The 18,972-nt window shown below is 48.6% G+C and carries 16 protein-coding genes; 1 reads left to right on the top strand and 15 read right to left on the bottom strand.

Annotated elements, in window-relative coordinates:
* Positions 1-47 precede the first annotated feature (47 nt).
* The 7 genes from ACPV3A_RS26675 to ACPV3A_RS26645 form a co-directional block, all read right to left on the bottom strand.
* Entirely contained in the window at positions 48-1,820 is a 1,773-nt protein-coding gene (locus tag ACPV3A_RS26675) for a methyl-accepting chemotaxis protein (RefSeq protein WP_426202330.1), read from the bottom strand.
* Positions 1,821-2,318: 498 nt separating this feature from the next.
* A complete protein-coding gene (locus ACPV3A_RS26670) occupies positions 2,319-2,651 on the bottom strand; it encodes a thioredoxin family protein (protein WP_426202328.1) in 333 nt (110 codons plus the stop codon).
* Positions 2,652-2,689: 38 nt separating this feature from the next.
* Positions 2,690-3,028, bottom strand: coding sequence for a bacillithiol system redox-active protein YtxJ (ytxJ, locus tag ACPV3A_RS26665; RefSeq protein ID WP_426202325.1), 339 nt, complete (start codon positions 3,026-3,028; stop codon positions 2,690-2,692).
* 254 nt (positions 3,029-3,282) lie between these two features.
* The gene (locus ACPV3A_RS26660; RefSeq protein WP_426202323.1) at positions 3,283-4,011 is read right to left on the bottom strand and encodes a class I SAM-dependent methyltransferase; all 729 of its coding nucleotides are present in this window, start codon (positions 4,009-4,011) and stop codon (positions 3,283-3,285) included.
* Positions 4,012-4,049: 38 nt separating this feature from the next.
* On the bottom strand, positions 4,050-4,937 hold the full coding sequence (locus ACPV3A_RS26655) for a YwqG family protein (RefSeq protein ID WP_426202321.1): 888 nt from the start codon (positions 4,935-4,937) through the stop codon (positions 4,050-4,052).
* Between the two features lie 204 nt (positions 4,938-5,141).
* The gene (gene metE, locus ACPV3A_RS26650) at positions 5,142-7,430 is read right to left on the bottom strand and encodes a 5-methyltetrahydropteroyltriglutamate--homocysteine S-methyltransferase (RefSeq protein WP_426202319.1); all 2,289 of its coding nucleotides are present in this window, start codon (positions 7,428-7,430) and stop codon (positions 5,142-5,144) included.
* A 209-nt stretch (positions 7,431-7,639) separates the two neighbouring features.
* Entirely contained in the window at positions 7,640-8,218 is a 579-nt protein-coding gene (locus tag ACPV3A_RS26645) for a biliverdin-producing heme oxygenase (RefSeq protein ID WP_426202317.1), read from the bottom strand.
* 298 nt (positions 8,219-8,516) lie between these two features.
* Between ACPV3A_RS26645 and ACPV3A_RS26640 the strand changes: the two genes are divergently transcribed.
* Positions 8,517-9,215 (top strand): aspartate/glutamate racemase family protein, encoded by a 699-nt coding sequence (locus ACPV3A_RS26640; protein WP_426202315.1) that lies wholly within the window; start codon positions 8,517-8,519, stop codon positions 9,213-9,215.
* A 17-nt stretch (positions 9,216-9,232) separates the two neighbouring features.
* Here ACPV3A_RS26640 and ACPV3A_RS26635 read toward each other — a convergent pair whose 3' ends face one another.
* The 8 genes from ACPV3A_RS26635 to ACPV3A_RS26600 all read right to left on the bottom strand — a co-directional run.
* Complete coding sequence (locus ACPV3A_RS26635; protein ID WP_426202313.1) at positions 9,233-9,889, bottom strand: GAP family protein; 657 nt, start codon at positions 9,887-9,889, stop codon at positions 9,233-9,235.
* Entirely contained in the window at positions 9,886-10,659 is a 774-nt protein-coding gene (locus ACPV3A_RS26630) for a MerR family transcriptional regulator (RefSeq protein ID WP_426202484.1), read from the bottom strand. Before ACPV3A_RS26630 ends, ACPV3A_RS26635 begins: the two co-directional genes overlap by 4 nt.
* A 176-nt stretch (positions 10,660-10,835) precedes the next feature.
* Positions 10,836-11,507 (bottom strand): bifunctional 2-keto-4-hydroxyglutarate aldolase/2-keto-3-deoxy-6-phosphogluconate aldolase, encoded by a 672-nt coding sequence (locus ACPV3A_RS26625; RefSeq protein ID WP_426202311.1) that lies wholly within the window; start codon positions 11,505-11,507, stop codon positions 10,836-10,838.
* A 26-nt stretch (positions 11,508-11,533) separates the two neighbouring features.
* Complete coding sequence (locus ACPV3A_RS26620) at positions 11,534-13,195, bottom strand: hypothetical protein (RefSeq protein ID WP_426202309.1); 1,662 nt, start codon at positions 13,193-13,195, stop codon at positions 11,534-11,536.
* Positions 13,196-13,435: 240 nt separating this feature from the next.
* On the bottom strand, positions 13,436-15,295 hold the full coding sequence (locus tag ACPV3A_RS26615; protein ID WP_426202307.1) for a glycoside hydrolase family 35 protein: 1,860 nt from the start codon (positions 15,293-15,295) through the stop codon (positions 13,436-13,438).
* Between the two features lie 36 nt (positions 15,296-15,331).
* Positions 15,332-16,585, bottom strand: a complete 1,254-nt coding sequence (locus ACPV3A_RS26610; RefSeq protein WP_426202305.1) for an alpha-L-fucosidase — start codon at positions 16,583-16,585, stop codon at positions 15,332-15,334.
* 114 nt (positions 16,586-16,699) lie between these two features.
* Positions 16,700-18,082 carry an ABC transporter substrate-binding protein gene (locus tag ACPV3A_RS26605; protein ID WP_426202303.1) on the bottom strand — a complete coding sequence of 461 codons (1,383 nt, stop codon included), beginning with the start codon at positions 18,080-18,082 and terminating at the stop codon, positions 16,700-16,702.
* A gap of 150 nt (positions 18,083-18,232) precedes the next feature.
* A partial coding sequence (locus ACPV3A_RS26600; RefSeq protein ID WP_426202301.1) for a carbohydrate ABC transporter permease occupies positions 18,233-18,972 on the bottom strand: 740 nt, incomplete at its 5' end.

Genomic DNA, 18,972 nt, shown 5'->3' with positions numbered 1-18,972 from the left:
GCTCCATCTTTTTTTCTCTACTGTTTTTGTTCTCGCAGTACTACACACTACACACGCAATTTATTTACAAGCGCCTCCAGCTCAGCCGAAACCTGGTTGATCTGTTCTGCAGATTCAAAAATTTTGGTGAAGGAAGCCTGCTGTTCCTGGGCACTGATCCGGATCTCACCCGATACGGACGAGTTTCTCTCTGCAAGCTCTGCCAATTGTTTAATCGCTGCGGTAATCTGTTCGGTCTCGGCAACCATTTGCTGCGTAGCTGCAGACACCTCTTGAATTTGACTCGTCACCGTATCGGTTGCCACCAGCATGCCTTTAAACAGCTCACCCGTTTCTTTGACAACCTCAATTCCCTTAGCGACGTTGTGTTCACCTTCGCTGATGGCTTCTACCGCAGATGCCGTTTCATCCTGAATGTATCGAACCAATTCAATGATTTGGTCCGCCGATTTTCTGGATTCCTCCGAAAGTTTCTTCACTTCACTGGCGACGACAGCAAACCCGCGGCCCTCTTCGCCGGCTCTTGCCGCCTCGATTCCGGCATTGAGTGATAACAGATTCGTCTGGGAGGCAATTTCGGTAATAACCTGCACGATCTGACCAATCTCATGTGAACGGTTCTGCAGCTTCTCGATGATATGCACCGAGTTTTTGACTGAATGATCGATGGAATTCATCTGCTCGATAACCTGCTCCACATTGTGGTTACCACGTTCCGATTGCTCCTTCATCTGTACGGATATCTCGGAAAGATCCGATGTATTGCCGGCAATCGTTGATACGCCGGATGAGATTTCCTCAAGCGAAACCACGCTTTCGGTAATGGAAGTGCTCTGCAGAGCGACTCGTTCCGACATTTCCTCCATATTTCTAGTAATAGCTGAAGATTTGTTATTATTGACTTCCACAGCCGAGAAGAGGAATTTAGACTGCTCTGCAGACTGCTCCGATACCGTTTTGATCGTTGTGACAAGTTCATTAATATGATTGACGGTTGTATTGAACTTGGCATTGACCTGGCCCAGCTCATCTTCGCCAGCTTTTAATTGGACGGTGAAGTCACCTTTGCTCAGCTTGTCCAGCGCCCCCATTAATGCTTGAATTGGTGCGAATGTCCGTCTGATCGTGAAGTATTGCAATGCTAATACGATCAGCAAGGTAATCAGCAGCGCAAAAACCGTATTGGTGATCAATTCCTGTTTCCCGGAAGCGATTAAGCTTGCATCCACGTCGATCCCCATGTAAGCAAAAATCTCCCCGCTGGCATCCTGAAAAGGATGCAGCACGGTGATCCATGTACCATAATTATCTGTATAACCTTTGGTGGAGACGGTTTTTTTCGTTTTCAGCATCTCTCTCACGGCATCGGCATGGATCTTCGGTTGTTCGTAAAGGTCGCCCAGATTCAAGTCTTCTTCGGCAAACATATCGAGCACTGCCGTTGGCATAGCAATAATCGAGGTCTGGTTGCCACCCTCGAGCTCCGGTCCAAAAATATAGCCCTGCGCAATATTGGGATGCGTTAAGGATAGATCATCAAACGTCTTGGTAAGTTTTTTTTGGATATCCGCATTGCGATCGGTGGTGCCTTTCACCGCTTGAGCATCTTCCACAGATACGGACTTAACCAAGGTATCCATAATTTTTGCCGAATCGGATTGCAGCTGCTTCGTCAGCACGTTGTCCTGGATATAAAAACTTGCACCAATCACGATGGCCCCGGTAATAATGATATAGAGGCTCGTCCACATCATGTTTTTTGTAACAATGCTCAGATTTTTAAAACGCATTCCTTTTGATAACGATTTTGGCTCACTCACTTGGTGTCTCTCCTTTGATATCTCTTATGTATCTTCCATTTAAAATAGGGAATTCTTTCGCGAACCTGTCGCATCACCTACTTTCCTGGAAACATTGAATATTTCCGGAATTTTCATGAATACATTACATTTTTCAAAAATGTTCATCTTGAATGAACCGCTTTCCCCCTCCATCATTCTTCTGACATAGGTTCATTCCACATAAAGCTCTTGTTATGCGAAATTCCAGTTCAATAGATCCATATTCACGTTATGATTCCATAAACTTTACATCTTTTGTACTACTAATAAATCGGCATTTCCCCTTTAATTTTTAATACTTTAGTAATATTTGAATGCAAATTAGTCCTGATTTTCGACAAATATTTGAATTTTTTATCACGGCTATTGCCTTAAAGTTCCGCTTCTCAGCTTGTTTTAAAACGCAAAAAGACGACATTCCTTAAGTCTTGTGACTAAGGAATATCGCCTTTTGATTCATTGCTTTTTCGCTGACATCTAGCTAAAGAGCTCCATCAAGTTTTTTAATTTCTTTTCTAACGCGCCAAACTGTACAAAACGATCCTCTCTCAGATGCTCTTTTCCCTCTACGAATAAGAGGAGTGCCGGTGCGGTAAATATCAAATATCTCGAGGCGATTTCACCGACGGCTTCGCCTTGGATATGTCCCAATGAGATGCGAGGGAACTGCTCCAACAACTCTCTAAGTTTGGGTAAGATCGCGTGGCATACGCTGCAATCTTGTCTGGATACATATACAAAACTGAAGGTGTGATCTTGAATAAACCGCTCGATGGCCTCTATCGATCTTAGTTCTTCCAGTTCTTTCATCTTTTACACCATCTTTCAGGCGCGACAAAGGATTATGTTCAGTCCAGAACCGCGGTGATATGCGCAGACGTAACCGACCAGTGTGAGGCCGTCCAATATTTCGCTTGGTCCTTCACGTAGATAATTTGCGGCGATTCATGCTTTACGTTCAAATCCTCGGCAATTTTATTGGAAACCGGCCGGGACTCAATGACTTTAACCAGCGTGTAATCCACATCGCCGTTTGGCGCCTTTTTCAAGTAAGATTCAAACTCCGAAAGAGCATTGGAGCTAACCGGACAAGTCGTGCTGTGCTTCAAAATAACTTGGCCGCGCTCGGAAGATCTTTTCAGAATCGTTTCCCATTCTTCTATTGTCGTAATTTCATTCCATTGCATTTGATTTTCTCCCCTTGGATGTGATGTAATGCATTGCATTGCTTCTATTATACAACCAATCGCTATGATACACATAGGCTGTACCATCTTTCATGTGCAGACAGTCGGATGGCGATCATCCTCCCCCATCGATATCCTTTAAATCTTGTATGGGCTGGAGGAAAATCATATCCGCTCCCGTCACGTACTTCGAGCACAAAAAGAACCGTGATGGACGCGGTTCTCCCTATGAATATGTATGTATTCGAACGAAGTTATGATTTCTGGGCTTTCACAATCAGAAAATGAGGGTTCATCATCAGGCGAACATACCATTTGGCCATCCATTCCTTAGCTTCCGGATTGTCTTTATCCGCTAAACTGGGCTGCGGCTCGATGAGCTGATCGATTCGAAACCGTGAGGAAGTTACGTTGATGATTTCCTGAATCGGTCTTCTATAAAAGGAGACTTCGACGGGTCCGGACTCCGGTTTGTTCCAAACCTCCGTCAATAACTCACGAGCAAAGTAATCTTGGCGATCAAAATGTTTAACATCCATAAAGGGATGATGAACGGAGTAAATCAAACTGCCGCCAGGTTTCAGCACGCGCTGAAATTCGCGAAAGGTCGGCGCCCAATCCTCGATGTAGTGAAGCGTCAATGAACTTACGATAAGATCAATAGCCTCATCTTCAAAGGGCAGATCCTCGGTTATGTCGCATGCGAATACCGTCGCTTCATTGCCGACTCGCCTCTTACAGGCTTCTACCATCGCCGGACTCAGATCAACCGCTGTGACCCGGGCCCCTCGTTTAAGAAATTGCTCCGTATACCACCCCGCGGCACAACCAGCATCGAGGACGGTCATTTGCTCCATGTTTGCCGGTAACAAATGGATCATGGCCGGCCTTTCGTAATACGCATTATGTCCGCTCTGCGAATCCACATGCCGCTCGTAGTCTCCGGCCAGCTTATCATATGCGTTAATGACCTTCTCCTTCATGGTTCATTCCTCCTCCAAGTACATAATGATCCCAATATTCAGCTTGAATACAGCGAACAATACGTCCGCTCGAAATTTCCGGCCATCAAGTCCTCTTTTCGTATGTAAAATTGCAGTTCACCCGCATCCCACCAGCAAAATCCTACATCGTCGTCCGAATCGATCGCCAGCAGCAGCAGTGTATCCCGAATTTCCTGCTGGGCTCGCTCCGCGTTGCCGCCGCAATGATCGGTGATCTGCTGCATAGCCGCCTCCATGGAGTAATTGTACTCGGATCCGGTTAGCAGCATTAAAGCGGCCTCATGCTCACAATCTCCGTGCTGGGTTGAAGGATAGCCAAAGATCGTTGCAATGTCGTCAGATTCCAGGCCAGTCAATTGATGACACAGGTCCTCATAAGATTCAAAATCGTGCTCCTCATCCTCGACGATTTCGTCATCCACATATGCGTAATTAGGAGGCTCAAGCGTCGCTCTGGCTTCAATACGGTAGCCGGTGAACTCTTCCTCTAACGTGGTTTCCTCAGGAGCCCGGCGTCGAACCGCAGCCGCCGTCTGATCCTCTGTCAGATACAGAACCCGATGTTCAATATTATAGGCAGGCTCATCAACGCCAATGAAGAAATACAGCATTCCGCCCAGTGGAAGCGAAACGGTGGCATCATGAGCTGCCACATCCCTCAACTGCAGCTGTGCCAAAAACGTCATCGGTGTTCCATCCGAAGTCAGCGGCCACTCAGTTTCTTCGGGAAGATCCGGATCTCCGCCAATCCGTGAATGGCACGGCCTGGCATAGTCCTCAGCTCCCTTTTTGGATAACCGTATGCCTTGCTGGGTATGTTCGATTAAATAGTCAGCTGCATGTTCAAATTGGTGCTCCTTGATGATGTTTTGCATTTTGATCAAGTTGTGTTCGTTCAACTGCATGTCTTGTTCCTCTTCTATTCAAAGTTTAGATAATAATCATAACAAAAAACGAGGTTTTGCACGACATTCTATACCTTACCTTTACGCTTTATGATAGATATCGATCGGCTAGATTAGTAAAAAAAAGAAGCAGGCTGCCAATACAGCTTGCTTCTATCTTAACTTTACGATTCATTAACCAGCCTACCCTGGCCAGATTGACGGTTACACGTTCAACGAATAGGACGAGCGAGCAATCTCCGTGGCTTGAACCATGTTACGAAGGGATGCGACCGTTTCTTCCTTACCGCGTGTTTTGAGGCCGCAGTCCGGATTGATCCAGAACAGCTTTGGATCCAGGACCCGCAGTGCACGCTCGATCATGCTTGTCATCTCTTCCACTCGAGGTACACGCGGACTGTGGATATCATACACGCCTAGTCCGATCCCTAATCTGTACGTATTGACCTCGAAGCTATGAATCAGCTCGCCATGACTGCGCGAAGTTTCAATCGAGATGACATCGGCATCCATCGCCTCGATCGAATCGATCATGTCWTGGAACTCGCAATAACACATATGCGTATGAATTTGCGTAGTCGGCTGAACCGTGCATGTGGTCATGCGGAAGGCTTTAACAGCCCAAGCGAGATACTCCGCTTGATCTTCCTCCTTAAGCGGCAACCCTTCGCGCACCGCTGGCTCATCCACCTGAATCATTCCTATGCCCGCCTGCTCCAGCGCCTCTACTTCCTGTCTTAGGGCATAAGCCAGTTGATAGGCGATCTGTTCCCGCGAGATATCTTCGCGGACGAACGACCAGTTCATAATCGTAATCGGGCCGGTTAGCATTCCTTTCACGGGCCGGTCCGTCTTCGATTGTGCATATTTCGTTTCCTCCACCGTCATCGGTTTCTCGAATGCCACATCCCCGAAGATCACAGGCGGTTTTACGCAGCGTGAGCCGTAGGACTGAACCCATCCAAACTGAGTGAAGGCAAAACCTCCAAGCTTCTCTCCGAAAAATTCAACCATATCCGTTCTTTCGAACTCTCCATGCACAAGCACATCAAGGCCAATCTCTTCCTGCAGCTTGATCCAAACATCGATTTGCTCTTGAATGAAGCGCTCATACTGCTCATGGCTCCACTCTCCCTTACGCCACGCCTGACGTGCCTTGCGCACCTCGGCTGATTGCGGGAAGCTGCCGATTGTCGTGGTCGGAAAAATCGGCAGCTGCCATTTGTTCTGTTGAGCGACATGACGCTCCGCAAACGGCAGACTGCGAACCGGATTCTGTGAACTAATCTCAGCAACTGCCTGCTGAATGTCATGGCGATTCCGCTCTCCGGATTGTTTCAGCGCCTGAAGCGCAGCATCGCATGCTTCCAGTTCCTTGGAGATTCGGGCTGCTCCTGTGGAGATTGCTTTTGTCAAAAGAACCAGTTCATTCAGCTTCTCGTCTGCAAAGGCGAGCGCCCCTTTCAATTCTGGCTGCAATTTCGTTTCGCTGCTCACCGTCACCGGAACATGCAGCAAGCTGCACGAAGATTGAACGATCAGGCGTTCAGGGGCTACGTATTTCGTCAGCTCTTCCAATTGTGACAGCTTCTCGCGAAGAGACGCCTTCCAAATACCCCGTCCGTCGATTATGCCGGCGCCCAACACCTTATTCGCAGGAAACCCTGACTGTTTAATGGCTTGCACATTGCCTTGGTATCCGTGCACCAGGTCAAGACCGATGCCGCTAACCGGAAGCTGGATAATATCCTGATAGTTTTCAACGGATTCAAAATAGGTTTGCAGCATGATGTTCAATCCCGGTGCCGAAGCCGCAAACGTTTCATAAATGCTGGTTAACCGCTTAAGATCGGCATCGCTTAATTTTGTAACGAGTATCGGCTCATCGATCTGTACCCATTGAACGCCTTCTTGGGCAAGCTCCTGAAGAATTTGTACATAGAGCGGTAACAATTTTTCCAGCCAAGCATCCGTCTCCGACGACTGATACCCTTTGGACAACTTCAGGAAGGTTAGCGGACCGACAATAACCGGCTTGCCTTCTATTCCGAGCTTCTCCTTAGCCTCCCGATAGGCTGCAAGGGGTCTGTTTTCCGTCAGTACCGGAGCAGCCCCATCCAATTCAGGCACGATATAGTGATAATTGGTATTAAACCACTTGGTCATTTCACTTGCCGTAGCATCCTTCGTTCCGCGTGCAATACCATAATATACAGACAATGGCACAACGCCGCCCTCATAAGAGAAGCGTTTCGGTACGATGCCAAACATCGTCGCCGTATCCAGAACATGATCGTAATAGCTAAAATCATTAACCGCAATAAGATCGATCCCGCTCTCCTGCTGCTTCCGTAAATGATTCAACCGAATCTCCTGCAGCTGCCTGTGAAACTCCGATTCTTCCAGCTTGCCTGCCCAGAATGCTTCCAGAGCTTTTTTCCATTCCCGATCAGCGCCAATACGCGGATATCCCAGTACACTGCTTTTTGCCATCTATGTAACACTCCTATACAAATTGTTACAAGAAAGATATCATGTATTGATCGGTATAGTGTAACTCATATAAGCTATATCTAGTTATAGCCTATGGCTATAGCTAGATTGGTATGCGTGAAACGCATGTTTCGCTTCAACGCAAAAAAACCGCAAAATGCGGTTTTTCATAAAGGTGTCTCTATGGATAGAGTCCGTCCCCGATATGCCTATTCTCTGATCCAAGCATCCAGCAAACGAAAAGTTTCTTTAGCCGAATCTATAATCTCATCCGGATCCTCCGCTGCATTGAGCAGCGCTTCCCGGAATTCGGTCCATCTTGGCTTGGTCTCTTGACCATATGCATAGAAATAACGTAGACCCGACTCCGGACTCAGCGGCAAGAACTTCATCAATTGTTTCGTAATGACTTGGCCACCAAGTGTGGATCCCTCAATAACATACAGATATCCAAATATTCGTGCTTGGCTGCTCAGCTCTGGCAATCGGCTGCACAGTGGCAATTGTGCAATCTCATCAGGATTCATTCCCAGATGAATAAGATCTTCTTCCAATAGGTTCGATTTCGTTCGGATTTCCAGATCCAAACCAAGATGGTTCACGGCACCCTCTGCCATCAGCTGCTCTTCGGCCGGTTTAATAAATCCGTAAAATTTCGCTAAATAAGACCGATATTGATCCATGGTCAAGGTCTGATCGAAGGCAGCTTTGGCGTATGGATTCTGTTCGATTCGTTCATGCTGTGCTGCCGTCTCTTCTCTTAACCGTTCTAAAATCCGTGTGCTCATGGATAACCCCCTCAATGTCTCGAGCTGAAATGCAAGGACAAGCACATCTGTAACAAACCGCTACAATTAGGTATCGGTCAGTCGATGAACCCTGCGATTAATATATCATAACGAGAATACTATGAATACATAGCAGGCTCAAAGGTGCCCGATATCATTCCCTTAAGAGAACAAATTCGATCTCTTCAGTGCATTACCTCGGTTATGAACACCCTGTAACGGATAAAGAGATAACATTTGTTATGCATATTGAAACACCCTATAATAAGTTTACTTCGGACTGTAAAGGAGCTTATCTATGAAGACAATTGGACTAATCGGGGGAATGAGCTGGGAATCCTCCATTGAATACTACAGAATGATAAATGAGCAGGTGAGAAGCCAATTGGGTGGCCTCCACTCGGCCAAATGCCTTATGTACAGCGTGAACTTCGAAGAGATTGAACGCTATCAATCCGAGGGGAATTGGAAAAAAGCCGGTGAAACATTAGGTGAAGTTGCACTTTCATTAGAAAAGGGCGGCGCCGATTTTATTGTGATATGCTCCAACACGATGCACATGGTACTAGATTATATAGAAGAAAGAATAAGAATCCCTGTGCTGCACATTGCCGATGCTACAGCTAATCAAATCCATGAACATGGGATTCGTACAGTAGGCTTGCTTGGAACCAAATATACCATGGAGCAGAATTTTTATAAGCAACGAATAGAATCTAATGGTATTCAAGTGCTCATCCCCAATGAACAAGATCGTGAGATCGTAAATAAAGTGATATACGAGGAATTATGTCTCGGTAACATCCAATCGGATTCAAAAACCCACTATAAAAAAGTTATTGAACGGCTGATTCAAGATGGTGCCGAAGGAATTATTCTGGGATGTACGGAGATCGGATTATTAGTAAAACCCGAGGATTCCAATGTTCCACTCTTTGATACAACCTCCATACATGCCAGTGAAGCTGTTCATAAATCATTGGAAGCAGACTCTTAATTCATAATCGGATATCGTTACAAGTTATCTATGCTGTTCAGCACCAGAATCAGCCCGGCAATACACAATACCCATGACAGAATCGATCCGGAGCTCTGCGAGATTTTCAGGCGCAGCTTCTCCAGCGGACGCTGCATCACGCGGCCGAATACGAGGTGTAATCCAAGCAGTAGGATTGGAGGCAGCACCATCACGATATTATATGCAGCCAGGATGGGCATCCATTGAACCGTTGTTAACTGAGCCGTAGTCATCAGCCCGATAGCCGCAAAGTACGGAAGGGCTGTTGCTACCTCCAGCAGGGACGTCGTGAATCCAAGTCCGATCATGGCTCCGAAGCTTTTGGATCTTGGACGGCGCGGCTCGGATGTTTTTTTCGTGGGGATAAAGAAACTGGCGACAAACAGGACACCGCCGACAACGGTCATGATCCAGCTTACCGTTCGATTTTGAAAAATGCCGCTTACGGATTGCAGAACAGCATCCAAACCCAGCATAAGCGCAGCGCCTATCAGGAAGTAGAAACCCGCCACTGTGAATAAATAAATGAATAAACGGGGGATTAACCGGTCCCGTTCGGTCAAGAGCAAATACACCGTTACGCCAAGTGTAGCTGGACTCAGCATGTCCAAGAGTGATAAGGCTCCAATGGAGAGCAGCAGTTCCAACGTCAAGATGTCTCCCCCACTTCTACTTGTTCTTTGTCCTTGCGTAATACATAAATTTCGAATGCCTGTTCCATGAAATGAAGAAGGGCATCCTCGATGGGATATAATCCCATCTGCTCTGACTGCGCCGGCGATTTACGGATCTCCCACAACTTATCTATGAAGGGATCTTCATCTTCAAATACCTCAAGTCGTTTCTCATCCATCCGTCGTACAATTCTCTGCACATCCGGTGAATCGGGACCGTCCTGCATCCGCCTTTTGAGCTGCCCCAACAGAGCGATCCACTCGAGAGAGTCGGGATCCGTGCTGTTCATATTAGGGAGTAGACTTAACAACTCTATTTCGCGCTTCTCAAACATCTGCTTCCTTAACGAATGCTTTAACGATGGGTCTCTTCCAGAGAGGTGAATCAATTTCTGAATGACATCCCAGCTTGTCTCACCTTCCATCGCAATGCTGTGAAGCACGGCTCGCAGCGCCGACTCCATCTGGTTCAGCTTTTTTTGTTCGTTCATTACGAAGTCCAACTGATTCATCAGGCTGGTGGACCAGTTCCATTCCGGGTTGGAAATCATATCCGATATTTCTTGCAAACTGAAGCCCAGCCTTTTCAGAAACTGTATTTGCTGCAGCTTCTTTAATTCCTCATCTCTGTATATACGATGCTTGCCCGGTGTTTTGGCGGCAGGAATCAGCAGGCCAATCTGGTCATAATAGCGCAGCGTTCTTACCGTAATCCCCGTCTGCTTGGATAAATCTTGAATGGGAATCAACTTCATCACCTGCTTTCCTAAAGTCTCGATAACTTCACTATACAGGATGACGCTACGTCACTTTCAAGCTTTTTAACGAGTGAACGCTCAAAAAACAAACAACGCCTCTTGAAGACTCAGGGAGTCAACAACAGGCGTTATCTGATTTAATTTTTCCTACCAGTTCCAAAGTATAGTTACTGTGTCAGCCCTTTAGCGTGCAGATACGCTTTCTTGTATTCGGCTGCTTTATGGGCGATCAAGCTGTAATCCTGCCGCTTCAAAGCTTCGCTTGTCAGATCTGAGCCAATACCGACGGCTATAGCCCCCGCCTTAATCCATTCGCCAAGATTATCAAGCGAGACACCACCGGTCGGCATGATATTCGCCTGCGGCAGCGGGCCTTTGATCGCCTTGATCATCGACGGATCATACAGATTGCCAGGGAACAGCTTGACAATGTCCGCCCCCAGTTCCAGTGCTTCCTGGATTTCCTTGATCGTCATCACGCCCGGCATGACCGGAATCCGATAGCGGTTGCACAGCACGACGGTTTCCCTGCTCACGCACGGCCCAACCACAAACTCGGCGCCGCTCAATATCGCAGCACGCGCAGTTTCCGGATCAAGCACTGTACCTACCCCGATGATGGCATAGGAGGAAGGGTCTTCGGCGTTCCAAGAATATTTGCGCGACAACGTTTCAATGGCCCGGAGCGCAAACGGTACGGTCATCGTCACCTCGATCACTTTAATGCCGCCGGCAATCGCCTGTTCGGCCATCTCCACAACCTGCTCCGGTGTTTCGCCGCGCAGAACCGCGACCACGCCTTCTTCTGCTATTTTTTGAATCAGCTGCAATTTCTTCATCTTAACTCCTCTTTTCTATTCGATAACTACACAGAATACGATTCAAACGTACATTCCGCTCCGTTTATCGTTCTCGCTGAGCTGCCTGAAGCCATAACCTTCAGATGCACTCGATCCTCGGTCATCCATCCTGTATACGCAACCTCAAATCCGCCGTCAGTCTTGAATTCCGGCCTGTGCCCGGACATTTGCCGTGCGAACGCTGCCAGTTGTCCGATCCCTCTGTTCTCCGCTTCCCGAACGGTTACCGCTTCTACGGTGAGAGCTATTCGAGGGCCATGGCAGACGGCCAGATGATATCCGGACTGCTCCTTAATGTCATAAGCCGTCCCGGGGCTCAAATGTACGGCAAAATAAACCTCATCTACCTTGCCGTACAAAGCTTCCGCCTCATACAGCCATTCTCCTTCCGGTAGAACGCCGACAACCTCACCGCCACCATCACCTGCTGGTTCAGGCAGCGGATACAGTGCAAGCACCACATTTTTGTGGTACAGCACCTCCATCCACTCACTCTGGTGGCGGGGATCGCTTCCTGAGGGATCATATCCCTCTCCCGGGTGAAAAAAATACAGCTGATTTGCCTTGCCGCCAGTGCGGACAGGCAGGCTGAACATCCAGCGCAGCTGCTCGTTGTCGAACTCACGAACCCGCTCCCACAATCCGCCAGCCGCAAAATGTTCCGTCACATAAGCGTAGGAGTGCAGCTGCCGCATCTCGCCGTCAACTGATTTCATCAGAGCCTTGCGCACTTCGGTCGCTTCGCTTCGATCCAGGGCTAAACGACGATCAGCTTCCGGAGCTTCGTGGAATAGAAAACCGGCGTACTCCGTGCGCGGCATCTCCTCCGGAAGGCTGAAATCACCGAACTGGACATAATCGTGAAGCACATTGGCATCCCTCGGTGCATCATGCGGCCATCCTCTGGAGTGGGCTCCTATCCAAGCGCCTTTCAAATAATAGGGCGTGCGCAGGCTCCACAGCTCATCCAGAAGTTCATGAAGCTTCCGCTTTAATTCCGGTTCCTCCATTAGTTCCAACGCGCAGGTGAACGCCTGTGTCCAATGCCAGAACCACGGCAGGCACCCGTATTCTGCCATGCCTTCACGCCGGAGCAAGCACAGGGTATCCCGAAGACTTTGTTTTCCGTCCTCCAGAAGTTCCTTATCATTGAACCGATGGCCGAATATTAGCTTGGCTGCCGTATATTTAGCCTCATGATGATTGCACACGGTGAGCGGCTTGCGAAAAAATCCTCCGTGGTATATGTGTTCCAGTCCAGCCTCAAACTCAGCCGCCAGGCCCTCGCTCATCTCACTTTCAAACTTGCGATGGAAAAAAACCATCAAGCTCCCCATTAATTCAACCGGCAGCGCATGTGGACTCGCCTCTTCCGGCTTCGGTCCCAGGTTCAGCGGCCAGTGTCCGGACATCGGACTCTTCGCGTCCTTGTTCTGCAATCGCAGCACCCGACCCAGAACCTCCTCCGCCAGCCGTCTACCCTCCTGCCGGTTAAACTGCGGATCAATCTCAAGGTCTAGCGAAGCTGCAAACAGATAAGAGGCATAGTAGAAGTTATCACGCACATCCCCATGAAACCACAATCCGCTGGGTAATAGAGGCTGCCTCCATGCTTGTTCCGCAACGTTCCGAACAATCCGGTTCATTCTCTCTTTATAATCGTTCATTTGTTCTCCTTTCCCAATCCGATGATAAAGCTGCTTCCCAACATAATGAAAATAAAAAACGAACTTAAAGAAACCTAATTCGAACCCATATAAACATTAAAAACCTAAATGAACAAAAAGGGAAGCTATTTTTCAGAACCCATGCCATCATTTATCTTGTTTGCAGGAAAAGCCCGACCAGAGGGATTTTCTGGCCGGGCATGTTGTATCGATGAACTGTATGATCCGTGTCGTTATGGACTATTTGTCTTCCCCATCCTGTACGAAATTGAGCACAGCTTCATCCACTGCCGCGGTCTGTCCAAGGTCCGGTTGATCTGACAGCTCAACTTCGCAAGATTCGGGACCGCCTTGCAGTTCAAATAGAACCAGCTCGTTCTCCCCTTTACGCAAAAAAGGGCGGGGAATATACAAGGCCTTCTGCGGCCCCGCGTTCCAGTACCGGCCGAGATTAAAGCCATTGATCCAGGCGACGCCTTTGGTCCAGCCATCAAAGCGAAGAAACGTGTCTCCGATATCCTCCACCCGAAATCTGCCGCGGTAAAATCGGGGGAAGCCCGCGTTTTCCGACTCCGGCATGGACAGCTCTTCTTGCTCCGCCCGCCCAACATCCGTAACCGGTGTATAAGAGAGCGATGACAGCATCTCTGGCTCCAGCGGCAGGGTTCGGATCGTCCAGTCGTACAGGAACTGGTTATCGATTCTCACGCCTTCCGTGATTCCCTTGGAATCGCGGATCAGCGGCCCGTAATTGATCCGGCCCATGTTCTCGACAAGAATATCCAGCCTCGCTCCGCCTGCGGGTACGGTAATATCGAGAGGCTCTGATTTCCATCGTTCGATAATGCCAACCGGCCGACCGTCAAGAAATACCTGCGCGCGATCACGAACCTCCTGAATATGCAGCTGCTGTCCTTGCCGCGGTCCCTGAATAAATGTACTGTACAATATAAAGCCATAGGACTGTCCGAATTTTTCCATCGGCTGGGTGCATACGCTTTGTATCGGTTCTGAGAGATGCTCTAGATTGGCATCCGCAAACAGATCGGCCATTTCAGACAACGCGACCTTTCCGTAGGCTGCCTTTGGAATGGGATCCGGGAAGACACACCCCGGCTTAAAACCATGCTTGCTTAGCACTGTCCGCACCGCCTCATATTTCTCCGTCTGATCCCCCCATTCCGTCAAAGGGGCATCATAATCATAGCTTGTCGTTGTTGGTTCATATGCCTGGATGTGATTCGCTCCACTGTAAAAGCCAAAGTTGGTTCCGCCATGAAACATATACATATTAATCGAGGAACCCTTCTCAAGCATTTCATCCAGTACGCCGGCGACATCTGCCGCATCCCGCACATGATGGTCCTCCATCCAGTGATCGAACCAGCCGTTCCAGAATTCCATGACCATCAGCGGCTCTTCCGTACGATATTCCCGGTATTTGCGGAAGGATTCTTCTACCCGGGAACCGAAATTCACCGTTGCGTGCACATCGCCAAGCGTCCCGCCCAGCAGCATTTCGTCGGTTGGCCCATCCGAAGTAAAGAGAAGCACATCAACGCCGCGCCGAACCAGTCCTGCGCGCAAATATTCCAGATAAGCGTGGTCGTTGCCGTAACTGCCGTATTCATTCTCGACCTGAACCGCCAGAATCGGCCCTCCGTGTGTGGACAGCAGCGGAACCAGTCTCGGGATCAACTCGTCGTAATAATGATCCACCTTGCTTAAATAGAGCGGGTCACTGCAACGAAGCCGGATTTCTCCATAACCTAGCAGCCAGCCCGGCAAACCTCCGAATTCCCATTCCGCACAGATGAACGGGCTCGGTCTGACAATGACATGCAGGCCCAGTTTCCCGGCTATTTCGATAAACGATACAATATCGGCCATACCGCTAAATTGAAATTCCCCTTCTTTGGGTTCATGTACATTCCATGCGATATATGTTTCAACGGTATTAAAGCCGCAGGCCTTTAATTTTAATAGCCTGTCCTTCCAATATTCAGGAACGACACGGAAATAGTGAATCGCTCCCGATATGATCCGGTACGGCTGCCCGTCCAGCAAGTACTGCCCGTTCTTCCATGTGAGCATTCCCATTACAGATCCCCTCCACACCTATATAAAATCCAGCATTTATTCCCCGCAGCGATAAACCGCAATGCTTTTGATTTTCGGACTTGCTGCCGATTTCAGTACACGTAAACGCACCTTGTCGGGAGACACTGGAGCGAACGCATCGATTTTCTTATGACCGATCGCGCTGCCGAGTGTAAGCTCGAGCCACGCTCCATCAATGAAGGCTTCCAGCACATATTGACTCACCCGTTCCCCGAAAGCAATGTCCTCCATAACAACGACATGATTGATCACGCATGTTCGGGGAAGGGTTAGTTCAACGACTTCTCCCGATCCCGAGCATTCGGCCAGGGCATGACCAAACCGACGCTCGATCTCTCTGCCAAATGCCAGAAGCCGCTTTACATCGGCTTCCGGAAGCAGCCCGCGCTGGTCTGGAGCGACGTTGAGCAGCAAGGTCGCCCCATGTCCGACCGACCGATAATAGATTTCCATTAACTGATCCACGGTCAACAGCAAGTGTTCTTCATCCGGATGCCAGAACCAACGGTCTTTTCGGATGGGGACATCACATTCTGCGGGCACCCAGCCCGGCGTCTCCGGCAGCCACTTCAGCGATTCTTCGCTGAACATGCTGCCCCGCGAAGAATCGGCCGTGTTCCAGCAAGGATACGGAGCCACGCCATCCTCATTGCCGACCCAACGGATCGTGGGGGCGCCCATATTAAACACCATGGCGCCGGGCTGATACCTTTTAACGAGATCCATGATACGGGGCCAGTCATATTCGCGGCCTTCCGACCCTGCGCCGTCAAACCAAATTTCCACAAGCGGACCATAGCCCGTTAAGAGCTCCTCCAATTGTCTGCAATAAAAGTCATCATACTTTTGCGGGTCGGCATAACACGGCTCGTGCCTGTCCCAGGGGGATACATAAATACCGAAGCCGATGCCCTCTTCACGGCAAGCATCCGCGCACTCTTTTACGACATCGCCCTGACCCTCCTTCCACGGACTCGAGGCTACGGAATAGTCCGTTGTCGCCGTCGGCCACAGGCAAAAACCGTCGTGGTGCTTGGCCGTCAATATGAAATAACGGAATCCGGCTTCCTTCGCGGACCGGACCCACTGTTTAGCATCCAGGCGGTTCGGATTAAACAAAGACGGAGCATCCTTGCCTTCCCCCCATTCCTGGTCGCAGAACGTATTGATTCCGAAATGGCAGAACATCCCGAGCTCCATGTCCTGCCAGGCTAGCTGCTCCAGCGAAGGAACAACAAGCTGGTCCTTAAGCTTTCTTGATATGAACATAACTTCCCCTCCAACTCTCACCAGTCGTAAAAAAAGGGCTTTGGGGAAGCCCGTTAAATGGGCCCCCCGAAACCCGTTTCCTACCAGGATTCTCATACCTCGTGCATTGCCCCGTTACTTGACAACGCCTTTTTCGTTGATGACTTTTGTAGCCTCATCAACCATCCATTGTTGAACCTCATCAATTGGTTCGTTGCTGAGCATGAATTTCGCAAAGCCGTCATTAATGATCTTGGTCAATTCCGAAGTATCCGTCATCATGACTTTGGCTGCATCAAGATACTGGATTTCATCGCTAAACAGCGTATATTTCAACGACTCCATATCGTACTTATCCTCTTTACCGGCAACCAGCTTTGTCAACAATTCTTCGTTATTCGCTTTCTTGTAGCCAGAGAACTCGAGTCTGTTATCCGAATCGGCTGTTGTCATGAATCTCATAAGCTTGAAGGATGCTTCCTTGTTGGTGGAATTGGCACCCAGCGCCAGCATATTGCCGCTGGTGAAGTATTTTCCTTCATACTCTTTAGGTTCCGATCCTGCAGGAGGCACAGGTACAGGAGCGAAAGCTGTTTTGAAATCATGCGGATATTGCTCGGTATTGCCTGGATCCGCTACCGTAAAGTTACCTGTAAGAATCATAGCAGCTTCTTCATTAAAAAATTCAGTTCGGTAGTTCAGCTTCGCGGCAAGCACGTCACTGTAAGGTTTGGCCGACTTGTCCGTCTCCTCCATATCTTTGCGGAGCTGGAAGAAGTATTTGTAGGTCGGATCTGCCAGAATGGTCGTTCCGTCCTCATATACGAACGGATCTTTCATCATGGTTTGCGCAGGAGCGTTCATATATAGCTCCCATGTATGGAAGTAAGAACCGTAACGCTTGTCAACGCCTTCGCCCTTGGTCAGCTTTTTGGAATAGTCGCGGTAATCATCCCACGTCCAGCCGAATTTCGGAACCTCAAGTCCCGCTTCATCCAGGGCATCCTTGTTGAGCATCACATAGTTGGTGCTCTTGGTGTACTGCATGCCATAATACTTGTCTTCTAGCTTGGCATTAACAAAGTATTCGTCTTCCGGAACGAGACTTTCCTGCTTATAGAACTCGTTCAGGGGAGCAAGGGCTCCACGTGAGGCCCGTTCGAGAACTCCGCCCAAGCTTGGGAATTGAATAACATCGATCGCTTCACCGGATGAAATCAGGAAATCCAACTTTTTCAACATTTCCACGGAATCGCCGGGAACCAGGACCACATGCTCGACCTTGATATTCGGATTCTGATCCATAAATTCCTGGAGCATGGCGTCCGTACCCGCCTGTTGAGCTTCGTTATCCCAGTTGTAGTACTTGACGGTAACCTGCTTGTCCGTCTGACCGCTTCCACCGTTCGTGCTGGCACCGCTTTCTGACCCGGATTTCCCGCAGCCGCTTAAGACCAGGGTGCTCACCAGGATCGTGCTAAGAATGACGGATAATCTGTGTTTACTTTTTTTCTTCATCTTACTTCCCCCTGCACAGATAAATTGGTTGTGGTGCTGTTTTCATGTTCATTATAGGCACCCGCATGGCTGATCAAGTGCACAATTTTGAGGTTCTAGGATTACATTTTTGACTTTCCGAACTTCTGAATTTTGACTTTTGACTTCGTATCAACCTTTTACCCCGCCCAAAGCAATACCGTTTATAACCTGCTTTTGCAATGCGATGAACACAATGACCAGCGGAATGATTGCCGAAACTGACGCCATCATCATAATGGCATAGTTGTTGGTGTAGTCATCACGGAACAGCGTCATCCCCAGCGGAATCGTGTATAAATCCTTGTCCAGCAAGAAGATGAGCGGATTCTGGTAATCGTTCCAGGTCCATATGAATTTAATAATCGCTACCGTAGCAAGCACAGGCTTGCACAGCGGAACCATAATGGAAGCAAATGTCCGCAGATGACCCGCTCCGTCAATTCTGGCCGCTTCCAAGTATTCATCGCTGATCCCGTTCATAAATTGACGCAGCAGGAACGTAAAGTAAATTGAGAACATGCTCATGAAGATGATGGCCTCATGCGTATTGTAGAGTCCAAACCAGCGAATGAGCAGAAACCGCGGAATGAGCGTCGCCTGATCCGGAATGATCATGAACGAGAGCAAGGCCATAAAAACAAGATTCCGTCCCTTGAATCGAATCTTCGTCAGTGCATAACCTGCCATGGATGAGATAATCAGGGTGATTAGGGTCGTAATAATCGCTATTTTAAAAGAATTAAAATAGAAATCATAGAAGGGAACTCTTCCCATCCAGACCATCTTGAAATTGTACGCCAGATTCACCTTTTCCGGTATCCATTGAATCGGGAAAGATTCACCTTTTCCGGTATCCATTGAATCGGGAA

This window comes from Paenibacillus sp. Dod16, from assembly GCF_049893405.1.
Lineage (GTDB): Bacteria > Bacillota > Bacilli > Paenibacillales > Paenibacillaceae > Paenibacillus_AQ.
The sequence above is the reverse complement of the archived record's forward strand: the minus strand, read 5'-3'. Positions and strand labels throughout refer to the sequence as shown.